Below are 16426 nucleotides of genomic sequence, written 5' to 3'. Positions count from 1 at the left end.
GGGCGGCCGCCATGCGCCTGAGGCACATCGAGGTTTTCAACGCCGTCATGCACACCGGCAGCGTGAGCGCGGCGGCGCGGCTGATCAACATCTCGCAGCCGGCCGTGAGCCGCACGCTGCAGCATGCGGAGCTGCAGCTCGGTTTTGCGCTGTTCCAGCGCAGCAAGGGGCGGCTGATTCCCACCACCGAGGCGCTGACGCTGTGGCCGCACATGGAAAAGCTCTTCGGCCAGCTCGAAGAGGTGGAGCGGCTGGCCGGCAGCCTGCGCCGCGGCCAGGCCAGCGACGAGCTGCGCATCCTGTGCGTGCTGGCCATGGGGCACGAGATCCTGCCGCGGGCGCTGGCGCAGTTCAAGCGCAAGCACCCGGGCGTGCAGGTCACGCTGCAGGCGCTGCATTCGCCGCAGATCGTCTCGGCGCTGCTGCTGCAGGAGGCGGATGTGGGCTTCGTGCTCAGCCATGTGCAGCAGCCCGCGCTGCAGCAGGACCTGCTGGCCGAGGTGCCGATGATGTGCGTGGTGCCCAAGGGCCTGCTGCCGCCGTACAAGCTGCGCGAGGGCAGCCTGCAGCTGGCCGATCTGGCCGATGTGCCGGTCATCAACCTCGATGCCCAGGACCCGGTGGGCGTGCTGGTGAGCCAGCTCAGCCGCGAATCGGGCGTGGGCCTGCATTCCTTCGTCACGGTGCAGACCTACCACACCGCGCTGGCCATGGCGCACCACGGGCTGGGCGTGGCGATCGTCGATGCCTGCACCACGCTGTCGGCCAACCCCGAGCGGGTGGACGTGCTGCCGCTGGCGCCCGCGCTGCGGGTGCCGGTGAACGCACTGCGGCTGACGGGGCGGCCCAATTCGGTGCTGGTCAAGGCCATTACCCGCGAACTGCAGAAGGTGGTGGCGGCGCTTTAGACGCTATTGCGCGGCATCGAGCTGCGCGCGCAGCGCCTTCGCGCTGCCGAAGGCCAGCGTGAAACCCAGCGCGCCATGGCCGGTGTTGAGCCACAGGTTGCGGGCGCCGGCGCGCTCGGCGATCGGCACGCCGGTGGGCGTGGCCGGGCGCAGTCCGGCCCAGGGCTGCACCTCGCCACTGGTGCCGCAGCCGGGGAACACCGCCTCGGTGGAGCGGCGCAGGCTGTCGATGCGGTCGGCCGGAATGTCCAGGCCGTGGCCTACCAGCTCCACCATGCCGGCCACGCGCAGCCGCTGGCCCAGGCGCGCGAACACCACTTTGCGCGCGCTGTCGGTGATGCTGACGGTGGGCGCCCTGCCGGGCGCCTGCGCTACGTCCAGCGTCAGGCTGTAGCCCTTGAGCGGGTAGACGGGCACATGCACGCCCAGCGGCGCGCACAGCTGCACGCTGCCGGTGCCCAGCGCCACCATGTAGTGCTCGGCCTGGATGTCGCCCTGCGCGGTCGATACCGCCACGATGCGCTCGCCCTCGCGCCGCAGCCGGCGCACCTCGGCGCCGAGCACGAAGCGCACGCCCTGCTGGCGCAGCCAGGCCTCCAGCGCCTGGCAGACCTTGTGGCAGTCGGCCACGCATTCGCTGGGGGTGAACACGGCGCCGGCGATCTGGCCGCGGTAGCTGGCCAGCGCGGGCTCGATGGCGATGGTTTCGTCGGCCCTGAGGATGCGCTGCGGCGCGCTGCCCAGGCCTGCCTGCACATCGAGCTGGCGGCGCGCGGCCTCGACGCCGGCGGCGCCGGGGTACAGCACCAGCTTGCCGGGCATCAGGAAGTCGCAATCGGGCTGCACCACGCCCTGCATGGCCTCGAAGGCCTGGCGGCTCGCGGCGGCCAGCGCCAGCAGCTCGCGCGTGCTGCGCAGCGAGCGCTCGCTGTTGCAGGCCGCCAGGAAGGACAGGCCCCAGCGCCATTGCTGCGGATCGGCCTGCAGGCGGAACTTGAGCGGCGAGTCGCTCTCCAGCAGCAGCTTGGGCAGCTGTTTCCAGATCGACGGGTCGGCCAGCGGCTGCACATACGAATAGCTCAGCTGCGCCCCGTTGCCCAGGCTGGTGCCCAGGCCGGCGTGGCTGGCGCGGTCCACGACGGTGACCTGGTGCCCCGCCCGCCGCAGTTCGTAGGCGGCCGCGAGGCCCACGATGCCGGCGCCGAGAATGCAAACATGCATATGTGTTAACCCTTGCTTGACTGGAGGGTGAATATACCGGTGGCGCCGCCAGCACAGTTATAGCAAGATGCGCAGCATCCATACGCTTTGGGCATGGGCGGCGTACCAAGGGATTGTCCTGTCGTCCCCAGGGCATAACCAGGCGTTATGGGCTTGCCAGCAAAAGGTATTGTTGCGCTGGGGGTGGTGTTTCTACACTGCCGCGGTATTGGAAATCAAAGCGAAAGGACCACACCATGAAGTTTTTTGCCTCCGCCGTTTGCGTGGCCGCCGCCATGGCCTGCGTGCCCGCCGTGCATGCCGACGTGCTGGCCAAGGCCAAGGAAAGCGGCAAGGTCACCATGGCCTACCGTGAATCGTCGGTGCCGTTCAGCTATCTGGGCGGCCCCAGCACGCCGATCGGCTTCTCGGTGGAAATCTCCAACAAGGTGGCCGATGCCATGCGCAAGGAGATCAACCGGCCCGACCTGAAGGTCGAATGGCAGTCGGTGACTTCGCAGAACCGCATCCCGCTGATCCAGAACGGCACCGTGGCGCTGGAGTGCGGCTCCACCACCAACAACACCGCCCGCGGCAAGGACGTGGACTTCGCCATCAACTACTTCTACACCGGCACGCGCGCGGTGGTGAAGAAGAGCTCGGGCGTCAAGAACTGGGCCGACCTCAAGGGCAAGACCGTGGCCATCACCACCGGCACCACCAACCTGCCGGTGGTACGCAAGTACAGCGCCGAGCACAACCTGGACATCAACATCACGCTGGCCAAGGACCATGCCGACGGCTTCCTGCTGATGGAGGCGGATCGCGCCGCCGCCTTCGCGATGGACGACATCCTGCTGTTCGGCCTGAAGGCCAACTCCAAGGACCCGAACGCCTACGAGGTGGTGGCCGATGCGCTGCAGGTCGAGCCCTATGCCTGCATGCTGCCCAAGGGCGACGCGGCCTTCAAGAAGCTGGTGGACGGCGTGATCGGCGGCATGATGAAGTCCGGCGAATTCACCAAGCTCTACGACAAGTGGTTCCTGCAGCCCATCCCGCCCAAGGGCCAGGCCCTGGGCCTGCCGATGAGCAAGGAGCTCAAGGACAACCTGGGCGCGCTGAGCGACAAGCCCGCGACCTGAGCACCTTTATCCACAGCTTGCTGTGGATAGCTGGTGTATAAAAAAGAGAGCTGCCAGCGCTTTCTGGGCTTGGTTTTTAGATGGAAAAGTATCTGAAATCAAGACCTGGCAAGCGCTGGCAGCTCCTGTTTTTATGAGCGTTCCAGCATCGCCATCGTGATGCGCGAGACGCAGGTCAGCTGGCCGGCGTCGTTCTTCATGTCGATCTGCCAGACCTGGGTGCTGCGGCCGATGTGCACCGGGCGCGCGCTGCCCGTCACCCAGCCGCTGGTGGCGGCGCGCAGGTGGTTGGCGTTGATGTCCAGGCCCACGCCGTACCAGCCCGGCGGCGATGCGTGGACGGCGCCCACCGAGCCCAGGGTTTCGGCCAGCACCACGCTCACGCCGCCATGCAGCAGGCCGTAGGGCTGGCGCGTGCGGTGGTCCACCGGCACGCGGCCGACGAGATAGTCCTCGCCGATCTCCAGGTACTCGATGCCCAGGTGCTCGATGGCCGTGCCCTTGCCGCTGGCGCGCAGCAGCTCCAGCGTGATGTCTTTCTTCCAGATGGATGGCATGTGGATAACCTGTGGGATAGCTCTTAATTGCTGGTGGATATGGGGCCTGCATCGGTGTCGCTGGCGCCTTCGGCGGCCCGCGCCGCGTCCTCGACCAGCAGCTCGACCAGCTCGCGCGCGAACGACGGCAGCGATTCGAGGTTGCGCACGCAGATCTGCATCTCGCGGTTGGACCATTCGTCCGAGATGCCGATGATGCGGATCTCCATGCTCTTGGCATGGCGGCGCGCGGCCGACTCGGGCAGCACGCCTATGCCCACGCCGGCCTCGATCATGCGGCAGGCGGCCTCGAAATTGCCCACCTGGATGCGCTGCTTGATCGGGCGGTGCAGCTGGTCGCTGTGCAGCCGCAGAAAGGCGTGGATCGCGCTGGATTCGTGCAGGCCCACGTAGTCGTAGCCCAGCGTGTCGGCAAAGGCCACCTTCTTGCGCTGTGCCAGCGCATGCTCGGCGGGCACCACCAGCACCAGCTGGTCCTTGCGGTAGGGCATGGACACCAGGTTCTCGGTGCGCACCTGCCCGGCGACGATGCCGATGTCGGTCTGGCCCTCGCCCACCGCGCGCACGATGTCGTGCGACAGGCGCTCGCGCAGGTCGATGTCCACGTCCGGGTGCATGCGCAGGTAGCTGCGCAGCACCGGCGGCAGGAACTCGCCCAGCGCCGTGGTGTTGGCGAACACCCGCACATGGCCCTTGATGCCGCGCGCGTACTCCTGCATGTCGCCGCGCAGGTACTCGATCTGCCCCAGCACCGTGCGCGCATGCTGCACGAAGGCCTGGCCGGGCAGCGTCAGCGTCACGCCCTGGCTGGTGCGGTACAGCAGCTTCACGCCCATGCTCTCCTCGAGGTTCTTGATGCGCGTGCTGGCCGCGGGCAGCGAGATGAACGACAGCTCGGCGCCGCGCGTCATGCTGTTTGCGTCCGCCACATGCACCATCAGGCGCAGGTCTACCAAATCAAAATGCATTCCCATAGGGAGACGATTGTAGAGGGGGCTTCGGGCGCGCAGGCCAGAGTTATCCACAGTTTGTGCAATTCGCGGCGGCTACAGGGCTGCACCTTGGGGCTCCCAGGGGAAGGCGCGCCGCAGGATGGACGCGGCGGCGCTGCCCGCCGGCAGCGCGCCGATCACGGCCAGGCGCGCGCCGGGCGCCAGGCGCGATGCGGCAAAGGCCTCGGCCGCATCGGGCGGCGCATGCGCGCGCATCAGCCCGGCCTGCGCCGCCAGCACCAGCTGCTGCACCCACAGCCGGGCCTGGGCCTGCAGCGCGGCGGCGCCGGCCCGCAGCCCGTCGTCCAGCAGCTGCACGGTGGCGACGATGCGCGCATCGCCCTGCGCCAGCGCGAGCAGCGAGGCGCGCAGCTGCGGCCAGGATTCGGGCGCGCGCTGCAGCGCACGCAGCACGTCCAGGCACATCAGGTTGCCCGAGCCTTCCCAGATCGAGTTGACCGGCGCCTCGCGGTACAGCCGCGCCAGCACCGAGGGCTCGACATAGCCGTTGCCGCCCAGCACCTCCATGGCCTCGGCGCTGGCGGCGACGGCGCGCTTGCAGACCCAGAACTTGGCCGCGGGCGTCATGATGCGCTGCCAGGCCTGCGCGGCTGGTGCCTGCTCGCCGGCGGGATCGCCCGCCTGCTCGAAGGCCTGCGCCAGCTGCATGCCCAGCAGCATCGCGGCCTCGCTCTCCAGCGCCAGGTCGGCCAGCACGCCCTGCATCGCCGGCTGCCCGGCGAGCGGGCGGCCGAAGGCCTGGCGCCGGCGCGCATAGGCCAGCGCCTGCACCGTGGCCTGGCGCAGCAGCGCGGCGCTGCCCAGCACGCAGCACAGGCGGGTGATGGTGGCCATCTCCATGATGGTGGCGATGCCGCGCCCCGGCTCGCCCACCAGCACCGCATGGGCATCGTCGAACTCCACCTCGCCGCTGGCATTGCTGCGGTTGCCCACCTTGTCCTTCAGGCGCAGCAGCTGCACCGCGTTGCGCGTGCCGTCGGGCCGCCAGCGCGGCACCCAGAAGCACGCCAGCGGCATGTCGGCGGCCGCGTCGCCGGTGGATGCCGCCTGCCGCGCCACCACCAGGTGCGCATCGGCCATGGGCACCGAGAAGAACCACTTGTGGCCGCGCAGGCGGTAGGCGCCGCCGCGCCCGCCGGCCGCCAGCGGCCAGGCCGTGGTGGTGTTGGCGCGCACGTCGGAGCCGCCCTGCTTCTCGGTCATGCCCATGCCCACCCAGATCGCCGCCTTGCTGGCGATGGGCGCATCGCGCTCGTCGTGGCGGGCGCTGGTGAGCGTGGCCTGCACCTCGGCCCACAGCGCGCGCTCGCGGCGCAGCACCGGAATGCTGGCGGTGGTCATGGTCGCCGGGCACAGGCTGCCGGGCTCGAGCTGGCCGTGCAGGTAAAAGCCCGCCGCCCAGGCGCTCCAGCGGCCGGGGGCCTCGCCGGCGAACGGCCTATCGATCAGCCCTTGCCCACGGTACAGCTCCAGCACGCGGTGCCAGGCGGGGTGGAACTCCACCTGGTCGATGCGCCGCCCGCGTGCATCGTAGCGGTGCAGCTCGGGCGTGTGGCGGTTGGCCAGCTCGGCCAGCCGCCAGCTGTCCGCCAGGCCCAGGGTGCGACCATAGGCGCCAAGCCCCGGCAGCCAGGCATCGGCGCCGGCGCGCGCCAGCGCCGCCTGCAGGGCGGGGTCGGTGTCCAGCAGATGGTAGTTGCCGAGCTCGTCGAACTGGTTGTCCGAGGCCTGCGGCCATGGTTGCTGCAGCGGATTCACGGCGGGCTCCCAGGATGCGGATACCCGCATTCTGCGGCAAAGCGCAGGCGCTGCGCCCATCAGCCCTTGCGGGCCTGGGCATGCAGCAGATCGATGAACTTGCGCTGCTCGCGGCTGAGCGGCTCGTGGGCGCGGGTGAGAATGCCAAAGGGCGCCAGCGGCGCATCGAGCCGCAGCGGCAGGGCCTTGACCAGGCCCATGCGCAGATAGTCCTTCAACGCCGATTCCGACAGCAGCATGACCGCATCGGTCAGCTGCACCAGCTGCTGCATGGAATACACCGAGCCGCATTCGATGACATCCGCCGGCGACTGCAGCCCCAGGCGCTGCAGCATCTGGTCGAGCGCAATGCGTGCCGGGCTGGTGGCCGGCTGCAGGATCCAGGGCCACTCGTGCAGCAGCTCCTCCCAGGCGATCTTGCGCCGCCGCGCCAGCGCATGCTCGCTGCGCACCACGACCAGCAGCCGCTCGTTGCCCAGTTCCTCGAAGGCATAGGGGCCGCCGTCGGCCGACGGGTTGCGCCGTGCGATCGCCAGGTCGATGCTGCGCTGCTCCAGCAGGCGCAGCACCTGGTCGCTGGTGTCGCCCATGATGCGGATGCGCAGCTGCGGACTCTGTGCCTTCATGGCCGCCACCGCCGTCATCACCAGCTCGGGCGCCGCGCCCATGATGGTGCCTATGGCCAGATAGCCGTAGCCGCCCTTTTGCCGCACGGCCAGGTCCTCGGCGCAGCGGTCCAGGCTGTTGAGCGCGGCATCCGCGAAGCGCACCAGCTGTGCGCCCAGCGCGGTGGGCCGCATGCCGCGCGGCAGGCGCTCGAACAGCTGGCAGCCGAACATCTCCTCGATCTCGCGCAGCATGCGGGTGGCCGCCGGCTGCGACATGTTGAGGCTGATCGAGGCGCGGTGCAGGTTCTGGCTCGATCCCAGCGCCAGCAGCATGTGCAGATGCTTGTAGCGCAGGCGGTTGAGCAGGCCGCGATGCAGGATGGCGGGTGGTTCGGGTGGCTGGTAAGACATAACTGCTAGGTATCGGATGTGACCGAATTTCGATTTGTCGAGTATCGGTCATGCGGCGTACATTCAGCTCCGGCCGATAAAACCACCTTATGGAGACAGACATGCACCGCACCGCCGCCGCCCTCACGATCAGACGCCGCTAAGGCCATTGCGCCGGCCGCCATCCCCGGGCCAAATGCCAGCCCAGGGCCGATGCGGCAGCCGCGTCCTTTTCCTTTCCCCATGCCCCAGCGCCGTGCCGAGCGCACGCGCAGGGGATGCTTTTGCCCCGAGGAATCCGTCGTGAACAAACTCCCCGCTCCCTTGCTCGCCAAAATCTCCTGGCGCCTGCTGCCCTTCCTGCTGCTCATGTACATCATGGCCTTTTTGGACCGGGCGAACGTGGGCTTCGCCAAGACCGCCTTCCAGGCCGACACCGGCATCAGCAACGCCGCCTTTGCCTTCGGCGCCGGCATCTTCTTCGCCGGCTACGCTCTGCTGGAAGTGCCCAGCAATCTCATCATGCACCGTGTGGGCGCCCGCATCTGGATGTGCCGCATCATGGTCACCTGGGGCCTGGTGTCGGCCGCGATGATGTTCGCGCACAACGAGACCACGTTCTATGTGCTGCGCTTCCTGCTGGGCGTGGCCGAGGCCGGGTTCTTTCCCGGCGTCATCCTGTACCTGACCTACTGGTTTCCCGCCGCGCACCGGGGCCAGGCGATGGGATTTTTCTACTTCGGCGCGCCGCTGGCCTTCATCTTCGGCAGCCCGCTGTCGGGCCTGCTGCTGGAGATGAACGGCGTTGCCGGCTGGCATGGCTGGCAGTGGATGTTCATGGTCGAGGGCCTGATGGCGATGGCCGTCGGCGTGTGGGCCTATTTCTACCTCGACAACCGGCCCGCGCAAGCGCAGTGGCTCGACGCCGATGAACGCCGCCTGCTGCAAGAGATGCTGGAGCGCGAAGACCGCGCCAAGGGCCACGGCCACCACAACCTGCTGGCCGCCATGTGCCAGCCCGCGGTGCTGTACCTGGCGCTCATCTACCTGCTGATCCAGGCCAGCGTCTACGGCGTGGTGTTCTACCTGCCCACCCAGGTGGCAGGGCTGCTGGGCGCCAAGGTAGGCCTGCTGGTGGGCGTGGTGGCGGCGATTCCCTGGGTCTGCGCCCTGCTGGCGGCGTGGCTGATCCCGGGCATCGCGGACCGCACGCAGCAATACCGCCGCGTCGCCAGCGGCACGCTGGTGATGGCCGCCGTGGGCATGGCCGTGTCGGTGAGCTTCAGCAGCCCGCTGGTCGGTATCGTGGCGCTGTGCTTTGCGGCCGCCGGCTTCATCTCGGTGCAGCCCGTGTTCTGGACCTTCCCGTCGAACACGCTGTCGGGCAGCGCCGCGGCCGGCGGCATCGCCCTCATCAATTCGCTCGGCGCCGTGGGCGGCTTCATCGCGCCCATCGTGAAGAACTGGGCCGAGACCAGCTTCCATTCGCCGGCGGCCGGCCTGTACCTGCTGGCGGCGACCACGCTGCTGGCGGCCGCGCTCATCCTGGGCGTGCGCATCCGCCCGGCGGCCGCGCCTCGGTCGCCGGCCGCCGCCTGACACCACCTCTTCCTAGCAACGGAGCATGATTTCCATGAACAACAGCCCCACGATCAAGCATGTGCGCGCCTTCACGCTCAAGGGCGGCGGCGCCGACTACCACGACCAGTCCGACGGGCACTGGATCGACGACCACATCGCCACGCCCATGGGCAAGTACCCGGCGTACCGGCAAAGCCGGCGCAGCTTCGGCATCAACGTGCTCGGCACGCTGGTGGTGGAGATCGAGGACAGCGCCGGCAACGTGGGCTTTGCCGTGACCACCGGCGGCGAGCCCGCGGCCTACATTGTGGAAAAGCACCTGGCGCGCTTCCTCGAAGGCGCGAAAGTCACCGACATCGAGCGCATCTGGGACCAGATGTATTTGTCCACGCTGTACTACGGTCGCAAGGGCCTGGTCATCAACACCATCTCGGGCGTGGATCTGGCGCTGTGGGACCTGCTGGGCAAGGTGCGCGGCGAGCCGGTGCACCAGCTGCTCGGCGGCGCGGTGCGCGACGAGCTGCAGTTCTATGCCACCGGCGCGCGGCCCGACCTGGCGCAGAAGATGGGCTTCATCGGCGGCAAGCTGCCGCTGCACCACGGCCCGGCCGAGGGCGAGGAGGGCCTGCGCAAGAACCTGCAGGAGCTGGCCACCATGCGCGAGCGCGTGGGCCCGGACTTCTGGCTCATGCTCGATTGCTGGATGAGCCTGGATGTGAACTACGCCACCCGCCTGGCGCAGGGCGCGAAGGAATATGGCCTCAAGTGGATCGAGGAAGCCCTGCCGCCCGACGACTACTGGGGCTATGCGGCGCTGAGGAAGAACGTGCCCACCGGCATGCTGGTGACCACCGGCGAGCACGAGGCCACGCGCTGGGGTTTTCGCATGCTGCTGGAGATGGGCTGCTGCGACATCATCCAGCCCGACGTGGGCTGGTGTGGCGGCATCACCGAGCTGCTCAAGATCTCGGCCCTGGCCGATGCGCACCAGGCCCTGGTCATCCCGCATGGCTCCAGCGTCTACAGCTACCACTTCGTGGCCACGCGCCACAACAGTCCGTTCGCCGAGTTCCTGATGATGGCGCCCAAGGCCGACGAGGTCGTGCCCATGTTCCATCCACAGCTGCTGGGCGAGCCGGTGCCGGTGAATGGCCGGATGCGCATCTCGGCGCTGGACAAGCCGGGCTTTGGCGTGGAGCTGAACGCCGAATGCGCGCTGCACCGTCCCTACACGCACTGAAGGAGCCGCCATGCAATTACCCGTCAACCCCTTCAAGGCCGCGCTGCGCCGCGCCGAGCCGCTGTACGGCATCTGGGCCGGCTTTGCCACGCCCTATGCGGCCGAGATCATCGCCACCACCGGCTACGACTGGATGCTGGTCGACGGCGAGCACGCGCCCAACACCGTGCCCACGCTGCTGGGCCAGCTGCAGGCGGTGGCGCCCTATGCCACGCATCCGGTGGTGCGCCCGGTCAGCGGCGATGCGGTGCTCATCAAGCAGCTGCTGGACGTGGGCGTGCAGACGCTGATGGTGCCCATGGTCGAAACCGCCGAGCAGGCCCAGGCCCTGGTGCGAGCCATGCGCTACCCGCCGCACGGCATGCGCGGCGTGGGCGGCGGCCTCACCCGGGCCACGCGCTGGGATGCGGTGCCCGACTACATCCGCACGGCGCACGAGGAGCTGTGCCTGATCGTGCAGATCGAGTCGCGCCGCGGTGTGGAGAACGCCGCCGCCATCGCCGCGGTGGATGGGGTGGACGCGGTCTTCATCGGCCCGGCCGACCTGTCCACCGGCATGGGCTACGCGGGCGATGCCAGCCAGGGCGAGGTGCAGGACTGCATCCGTCGCACCATCGAGGCGACGCGGGCGCAGGGCAAGGCCTGCGGCATCCTGGCGCCGCGCGAGGAAGATGCGCGCCGCTATGCCGCATGGGGCTGCAGCTTCATCGCAGTGGCCATCGACATCAGCCTGCTGCGCCAGGCCGCGCAGGCCAACCTGGCGCGCTACCGCGCGAGCGGCGAGACGGCCCCTGCCCCCGCATCCCGAACCTATTGACTCCCAATATTGCCCCCAAGGAGGAATCCATGGCACCCATTCCCGTGTTGCGCAACTTCATCGCCGGCGCCTTCAGCGACAGCGCCGAGCTGCACGATGTGACCAACCCCGCCACCGGCGAGCTGCTGGCGCGCTCGCCCCTGTCCACGCCGGCCGACGTCGAGCGGGCCATCGCGGCCGCGCGCGGCGCCCAGAAGGCCTGGGCCCGCAAGCCGGCCATCGAGCGCGCCCAGCACCTGCGCCGCATTGCGGCCAGGCTGCGCGAGCACGCGCCGCGCATCGCCCGCACCATCACGCAGGAGCAGGGCAAGATCCTCGGGCTGGCCGAGGTGGAGGTCAGCTTCACCGCCGACTACCTGGACTACATGGCCGAATGGGCGCGCCGCCTGGAAGGCGAAATCATCACCAGCGACCGCGCGAATGAGCAGATCTTCCTGCAGCGCAAGCCGCTGGGCGTGGTGGCGGGCATCCTGCCCTGGAACTTCCCCTTCTTCCTGATCGCGCGCAAGATGGCGCCGGCCCTGCTCACGGGTAATACCATCGTCATCAAGCCCAGCGAGGAAACGCCCATCAACTGCCACGCCTTCACCGAGCTGCTGGCCCAGAGCGAGCTGCCGGCCGGCGTGTTCAACGTGGTCTACGGGCAAGGCGGCACGGGCGCTGCGCTGGCCGGGCATGCGGGCGTGGACATGGTCAGCTTCACCGGCAGCGTGGCCACGGGCGAGCGCATCGCGGCCGCCGCCGCGCCCCACATCACCAAGCTCAACCTGGAGCTGGGCGGCAAGGCGCCGGCCATCGTGCTGGCCGATGCCGACCTGGAGCTGGCAGTCAAGGCCATCCGCGATTCGCGCATCATCAACACCGGCCAGGTCTGCAATTGCGCCGAGCGTGTCTATGTGGAGCGCAAGGTGGCCGATGAATTCATGGCGCGCATCGCGGCTGCCATGGCCGCCACGCGCTTCGGCGACCCCCTTGCCCGGGCGGATGTGGAGATGGGCCCGCTGATCAACCGCAAGGGGCTGGACAGCGTGCAGGCCAAGGTCCGCCAGGCCATCGCCGACGGCGCCGAGGTGCTGACCGGCGGCGCGGTCGCCGACCTGGGCGCGGGCTTTCACTTCCAGCCCACGGTGCTGGCGAACTGCCATGCCGGCATGGAGATCATGCGCAAGGAAATCTTCGGCCCGGTACTGCCGATCCAGGTGGTCGACAGCCTGGAGGAAGCAGTGGCGCTGGCCAACGACTGCGAGTACGGCCTGACCTCGTCGATCTACACGCGCGACCTCTCCAAGGCCATGTATGCGATGCGCGAGATCGACTTCGGCGAGACCTACATCAACCGCGAGAACTTCGAGGCCATGCAGGGCTTTCATGCTGGCGTGCGCAAGTCGGGCGTGGGTGGCGCCGACGGCAAGCACGGCCTGTACGAGTACACCCATACGCATGTGGTGTACCTGCAGGGCTGAGGGCGCGGCGGCGCCGCCCGCCCGCTCCCGGGCTGCAGGCAAACTCAGGGCGCTACGCTGAAGCTGCCCTGCATGCCGGCTTCGAAATGGCCTGGCACCAGGCAGGCAAAGGCAAAGCGGCCGGCGCGGTTGAAGCGCCAGACCAGCTCGCCGGCCTGGCCCGCGGGCACATGCGCCATGTGGGCCTCGCCATGGGCCATGCCGGGGTTGTGGCGCATGTGCTCGGCATGCGCGGCCAGGGCCTGGGGCGTGCCCAGCACGATCTCGTGCAGGAGCCGGCCCTGGTTTTGCACGCGCAGCCGCAGCGTCTCACCCAGGCGCACGCTGAAATGGCTGGGGGTGAAGCGCATGTCGTCGCCCATGCGCAGCGTGATGGTGCGCCGGGCCGCCTTGGCATCGCCGGCAATGCCCCAGGGCTGCTGCTGCGCCGTGGCCGGCGCCGGCGCGTGGTGGCCGGCATGCGGGCCGGCCTCGTGGGCTCGGGCCGCGCCGGCGCACAGCGCTGCCGCCATGCCGAGCAATGCTCGTCGTTCCATGCATTGCATATGCACCTCCGCTAGAACAGTTGCACCAGCCGCAATTGCACGCCGTGCAAGGGGGTGCCGTTGCGCACCCGCACGTCGCGCTGGTATTGCAGCTGCAGCTGCGTGGCCTCGCTCAGCCATTGCTGCCAGGTCAGCATCAGGTTGGTATCGCGGCGCGCGCCCATGAGCGTGGCGCCGTCCAGGGTTTCCTTCATGCCCGCAGTCTGGCGCACGGAAAATGCCAGCCTGGTGCGCTCGCCGAGCTGGTAGCTCAGGTGCGCGAAGGCGCGCAGCATGGGCCGGCGCCTGACCGAGGTGGCGCGCTCGTCGCCATAGAGCTCGAGCTGCCCGACCAGGTCCAGCGACCACGATTGGCCCAGCGGCATGATGTAGCCCGTCTCGATGTCCCAGGCATAGCGGTTCTCGCTGACGGCCAGCCCCTGGTCGCGCTTTTGTCCGCTGGGCACGCTCAGGTAGGAGGCAATGCCCCAATGGCGGCCCGTGGCCTCGTCCGAGAACGGCCAGAGGGTCGCGCCCAGCGCCAGGTTGCCCAGGCCCGACTCGCGGTAGCCGATGGAGGATATGCGTTGGCGCGCCGCCGGCACGATGATTTCCACATCGGCCGGCATGCCGGCCACCTGGAAATAGTGCATGCCGCGCAGAATGCCCAGATCCAGCCGCAGGCCCAGGCCCGAGGACTCCAGCTCGCCTCGGGCATAGGTCTTGCCGCCGCGCGCCTGTTGGGCGTAGAAGGCCAGCACCGTCGAGCCCGCGGGGGCGGGGGCATAGTCGCCGGGGTCGGGCGTGCCGGCCGCCTGCGCGGCGGCGCCGCACAGGCCGGCGATGGCAAGCACAGCCGCCTTGGCGCGAATCGTCATGCGCATGCTTGTCTCCCTGCGTTCATCGGCTGGTTTGCTGGGGGCTGGCCTTGGCCGGGCGGTTCAAGCCCAGCGTCGGCGTCTCGTCGAAGAAGTTCCAGGGCTTGAGCAGCACATTGACCCATTCGGTGGGCATGATGGGCCACTCTTCGGCGCGCGCGACGTGGGTGGTGCCGGTGGTCAGCCAGACCACGTTGTCGGTGTTGACGATGGACTCGTCATCCGCGCTGAATTGCCCCAGCCCCGTGTCGCGGTCGGAGCGGTTCGAGTACTTGCCTTCGGGGTAGCGCTCCTCGGGCTTGTAGCGCGTGACCCAGAGCTGCCGGTCCATGAAGCTCAGGCGGTTGTAGATCCATTCGTCCGCCGCGAAATTGGCGCCCTTGGCGATGGGGTGCGTGCCGCCCGCGTAGGGAATCAGCTGGTAGGAGACGGGATTGCCCATCTTGTTGAGCCTGCCGGTATTGCTCAGCAGGCGCACGGTGGAGGCGTCGAACTTCTGCGCCGCCTGCTTTTCCGTGCTGGCGATGCGCGTGGTGGTCTGCATGGTGCTGGTGCGCGGCCCGGCCACCGGGCTGGGCAGGACGACGGGATCGAGCTCGGTCAGGGTGTTGGCCTCGCCATCCACGTCCAGGTCGAGGCGGAAGTTGTAGATGTGCTGGTGCGTGGTGCCCACGATGTTGTGGTCGATCAGCGTGCCGTAGCGCGTGTCTTGCGCGGCCGTGGGGTCTTGCATGGTGCGCGCCTGCACGCCCTTGACGGCTTCGATGCCGGTGGCGCCGGCATTGATGCCGATGGTGCCGTTCTCGGCGAACACCCAGTCGAAGATGTAGTCGTAGTTGCCCACGGTGCTGATCCAGCGCACCACCAGCTCGCGCCGCTCCACGCTGGTGTTGCGCGCTTCGCCCAGCAGCTCGTTGTGCTTGAATTCCGGGCCGGCATAGCGCTCGAACACCGCGATGGCATTGGGCACCGGCGTCGGCGTGCCGGTGTAGTCGGCCAGGGTGGCGCCGAGCATGACGGCGTTCTCGGGCGCGTCGGTGCCGCGCACCATGGGCGAGGTCAAGGTGCCCATGCCGTACTCGCCGGAGTCCAGGTAGGCCTTGAAGTACCAGCCCACGTCGGGGTCGCCATAGGGCACGATCATGCCGCCCAGCGAGCCCTCGTACAGGATCTTGCGCTTGACGCCCTTGTCGTTGTAGGTGACGGTGGAGAACACCAGGCCGACGCGCTGGTCCAGGCGCACATGGAAGTCCCAGTTGCGCCAGTGGATGGTGTTGCCGGTGATGGTGTAGTTCTTGCCCTCGGGCTCGCTGATGTGCAGCGGCTTGGGCGGCTCGGCCAGCCGGCGCGCGCCGCGTCCGTCATACGGCGTGGCGGCCATGGGCACGGGGATGACGCCCGCATCCTCGATCTTGAGCACCTTGCGCTTTTCCAGGTCGACCACGGCGACGAGGTTCTCGATCGGATGGGCCCAGAAATTGCCGTCCGTGCCTTCGTTCAGGTAGCTGACCACCTTGAGCAGCCGGTCTTCATGCCTGAGGCCATCCTTGCCGCCGAAATAGCCCACGGTCAGCGGGTTCGCCACCACATCCTTGGCGCTCTTGATGCCGCGCTTGGCCAGGGCCTGTGCGTATTCGGGGCTGGCCTCGATGATCTCCTGCACCGCCATGAAATCGTCGAGCAGGACCATGCCGTGCACGCCCGGAACTTCCTGGAGGCTGACGAGCTGGCGCGCGCCCAGGTCGACCACGCCTTCCAGCACTTTCTTGCCTTGCAGGATGATGAATTCCGATTGGCGGCTCTGCGCGACGGACTTGCCGCTCAGGGCCTGCTCCCAGACCTGCTGCTTGGGTGGCGTCTTGAGCGAGATTTCGGTGAAGCGCGCGCCCTCGGGCAGCCGGCCGCTGGCCTTGAGGATGTCGACCGTGGCCGTGATCTCCGCCGCGCTCAGCGGGTTGAGCGGGCTGGCGCTGGTTTCGATCCGGAAGGTCTGGTCCAGCCCCGATTGGAAGACTTCGTTGAAGAACTCTTCGGAGACGAAGGGCTGGCCCTTGCGCTGCACCACCGGCACGCTGAGCTTGAGCGGCTTGCCGTTGACCGTGGCCTCGCGCGAGCCGGGCTTGATGCGCACCACCGCACCGTTGCGGTAGACCGTGTAGACACCGGCGAATGCATCCCAGCGCACGGTGGCGTCCGTGTCCTTGAGCACCTCCTTGAGGGGCTGCATGTGGGCGGCGGCCCCATGGGCATGGGCCGGGGAGCTGCCCAGCAGGGCGGCTGTCAGGGCGGCGGCGGCGATGGCCGCAGCCGTAGGGATGGGATGGTGCATGAAGGTCTCCTCGGTTGT

General features: G+C 68.6%; 14 protein-coding genes. 6 read left to right on the top strand and 8 right to left on the bottom strand.

The annotated features are described in order from the left end of the window. Positions 1–11: 11 nt before the first annotated feature. Positions 12–908 (top strand): LysR substrate-binding domain-containing protein, encoded by an 897-nt coding sequence (locus tag ACODRX_RS11165; protein WP_488871565.1) that lies wholly within the window; start codon positions 12–14, stop codon positions 906–908. 3 nt (positions 909–911) lie between these two features. Here ACODRX_RS11165 and ACODRX_RS11160 read toward each other — a convergent pair whose 3' ends face one another. After that, positions 912–2129 (bottom strand): D-amino acid dehydrogenase, encoded by a 1218-nt coding sequence (locus ACODRX_RS11160; protein WP_488871564.1) that lies wholly within the window; start codon positions 2127–2129, stop codon positions 912–914. A 236-nt stretch (positions 2130–2365) separates the two neighbouring features. Here ACODRX_RS11160 and ACODRX_RS11155 point away from each other — a divergent pair, with 236 nt between their 5' ends. Further along, positions 2366–3250 (top strand): amino acid ABC transporter substrate-binding protein, encoded by an 885-nt coding sequence (locus tag ACODRX_RS11155; protein ID WP_488871563.1) that lies wholly within the window; start codon positions 2366–2368, stop codon positions 3248–3250. Positions 3251–3381: 131 nt separating this feature from the next. Here the strand turns inward: ACODRX_RS11155 and ACODRX_RS11150 are convergent, their stop codons facing one another. From ACODRX_RS11150 to ACODRX_RS11135, 4 genes are all read right to left on the bottom strand, one after another. Continuing rightward, entirely contained in the window at positions 3382–3807 is a 426-nt protein-coding gene (locus ACODRX_RS11150) for a hotdog fold thioesterase (protein ID WP_488871562.1), read from the bottom strand. A gap of 23 nt (positions 3808–3830) precedes the next feature. Then, a complete protein-coding gene (locus ACODRX_RS11145) occupies positions 3831–4781 on the bottom strand; it encodes a LysR family transcriptional regulator (RefSeq protein WP_488871561.1) in 951 nt (316 codons plus the stop codon). A gap of 72 nt (positions 4782–4853) precedes the next feature. After that, entirely contained in the window at positions 4854–6578 is a 1725-nt protein-coding gene (locus ACODRX_RS11140) for an acyl-CoA dehydrogenase family protein (protein ID WP_488871560.1), read from the bottom strand. 59 nt (positions 6579–6637) lie between these two features. Continuing rightward, the gene (locus ACODRX_RS11135) at positions 6638–7597 is read right to left on the bottom strand and encodes a LysR family transcriptional regulator (protein ID WP_488871559.1); all 960 of its coding nucleotides are present in this window, start codon (positions 7595–7597) and stop codon (positions 6638–6640) included. Between the two features lie 282 nt (positions 7598–7879). Here ACODRX_RS11135 and ACODRX_RS11130 point away from each other — a divergent pair, with 282 nt between their 5' ends. Genes ACODRX_RS11130 through aldA form a run of 4 tightly spaced genes read left to right on the top strand, consistent with a single transcriptional unit; the run spans position 7880 to position 12677 of the window. Then, positions 7880–9175: an MFS transporter gene (locus tag ACODRX_RS11130; RefSeq protein ID WP_488871558.1), complete on the top strand. Its 1296-nt coding sequence runs from the start codon at positions 7880–7882 to the stop codon at positions 9173–9175. 34 nt (positions 9176–9209) lie between these two features. After that, positions 9210–10397: an L-rhamnonate dehydratase gene (gene rhmD, locus ACODRX_RS11125; RefSeq protein WP_488871557.1), complete on the top strand. Its 1188-nt coding sequence runs from the start codon at positions 9210–9212 to the stop codon at positions 10395–10397. A gap of 10 nt (positions 10398–10407) precedes the next feature. Next, positions 10408–11214: an HpcH/HpaI aldolase family protein gene (locus tag ACODRX_RS11120; protein WP_488871556.1), complete on the top strand. Its 807-nt coding sequence runs from the start codon at positions 10408–10410 to the stop codon at positions 11212–11214. A 29-nt stretch (positions 11215–11243) separates the two neighbouring features. Then, positions 11244–12677: an aldehyde dehydrogenase gene (gene aldA, locus ACODRX_RS11115; RefSeq protein WP_488871555.1), complete on the top strand. Its 1434-nt coding sequence runs from the start codon at positions 11244–11246 to the stop codon at positions 12675–12677. A 44-nt stretch (positions 12678–12721) separates the two neighbouring features. Here the strand turns inward: aldA and ACODRX_RS11110 are convergent, their stop codons facing one another. Genes ACODRX_RS11110 through tynA form a run of 3 tightly spaced genes read right to left on the bottom strand, consistent with a single transcriptional unit; the run spans position 12722 to position 16408 of the window. Beyond that, entirely contained in the window at positions 12722–13213 is a 492-nt protein-coding gene (locus tag ACODRX_RS11110) for a cupredoxin domain-containing protein (protein ID WP_488871554.1), read from the bottom strand. Positions 13214–13233: 20 nt separating this feature from the next. Next, positions 13234–14085, bottom strand: coding sequence for a transporter (locus ACODRX_RS11105; RefSeq protein ID WP_488871553.1), 852 nt, complete (start codon positions 14083–14085; stop codon positions 13234–13236). Positions 14086–14101: 16 nt separating this feature from the next. After that, on the bottom strand, positions 14102–16408 hold the full coding sequence (gene tynA / locus ACODRX_RS11100) for a primary-amine oxidase (protein WP_488871552.1): 2307 nt from the start codon (positions 16406–16408) through the stop codon (positions 14102–14104). Positions 16409–16426: the final 18 nt, after the last annotated feature.

The sequence above is a fragment of the Comamonas sp. FG99 genome (assembly GCF_057808605.1).
The sequence above is the reverse complement of the archived record's forward strand: the minus strand, read 5'-3'. Positions and strand labels throughout refer to the sequence as shown.

What these genes read in the sequence shown, in the direction of transcription:
- ACODRX_RS11155 (WP_488871563.1), top strand. Translation starts at nt 2,366, where the DNA reads ATGAAGTTTTTTGCCTCCGCCGTTTGCGTGGCCGCCGCCATGGCCTGC.
- ACODRX_RS11160 (WP_488871564.1), bottom strand. Translation starts at nt 2,129, where the DNA reads ATGCATGTTTGCATTCTCGGCGCCGGCATCGTGGGCCTCGCGGCCGCC.
- ACODRX_RS11110 (WP_488871554.1), bottom strand. Translation starts at nt 13,213, where the DNA reads ATGGAACGACGAGCATTGCTCGGCATGGCGGCAGCGCTGTGCGCCGGC.
- ACODRX_RS11150 (WP_488871562.1), bottom strand. Translation starts at nt 3,807, where the DNA reads ATGCCATCCATCTGGAAGAAAGACATCACGCTGGAGCTGCTGCGCGCC.
- ACODRX_RS11105 (WP_488871553.1), bottom strand. Translation starts at nt 14,085, where the DNA reads ATGCGCATGACGATTCGCGCCAAGGCGGCTGTGCTTGCCATCGCCGGC.
- rhmD (WP_488871557.1), top strand. Translation starts at nt 9,210, where the DNA reads ATGAACAACAGCCCCACGATCAAGCATGTGCGCGCCTTCACGCTCAAG.
- ACODRX_RS11165 (WP_488871565.1), top strand. Translation starts at nt 12, where the DNA reads ATGCGCCTGAGGCACATCGAGGTTTTCAACGCCGTCATGCACACCGGC.
- ACODRX_RS11120 (WP_488871556.1), top strand. Translation starts at nt 10,408, where the DNA reads ATGCAATTACCCGTCAACCCCTTCAAGGCCGCGCTGCGCCGCGCCGAG.
- ACODRX_RS11135 (WP_488871559.1), bottom strand. Translation starts at nt 7,597, where the DNA reads ATGTCTTACCAGCCACCCGAACCACCCGCCATCCTGCATCGCGGCCTG.
- aldA (WP_488871555.1), top strand. Translation starts at nt 11,244, where the DNA reads ATGGCACCCATTCCCGTGTTGCGCAACTTCATCGCCGGCGCCTTCAGC.
- ACODRX_RS11145 (WP_488871561.1), bottom strand. Translation starts at nt 4,781, where the DNA reads ATGGGAATGCATTTTGATTTGGTAGACCTGCGCCTGATGGTGCATGTG.
- tynA (WP_488871552.1), bottom strand. Translation starts at nt 16,408, where the DNA reads ATGCACCATCCCATCCCTACGGCTGCGGCCATCGCCGCCGCCGCCCTG.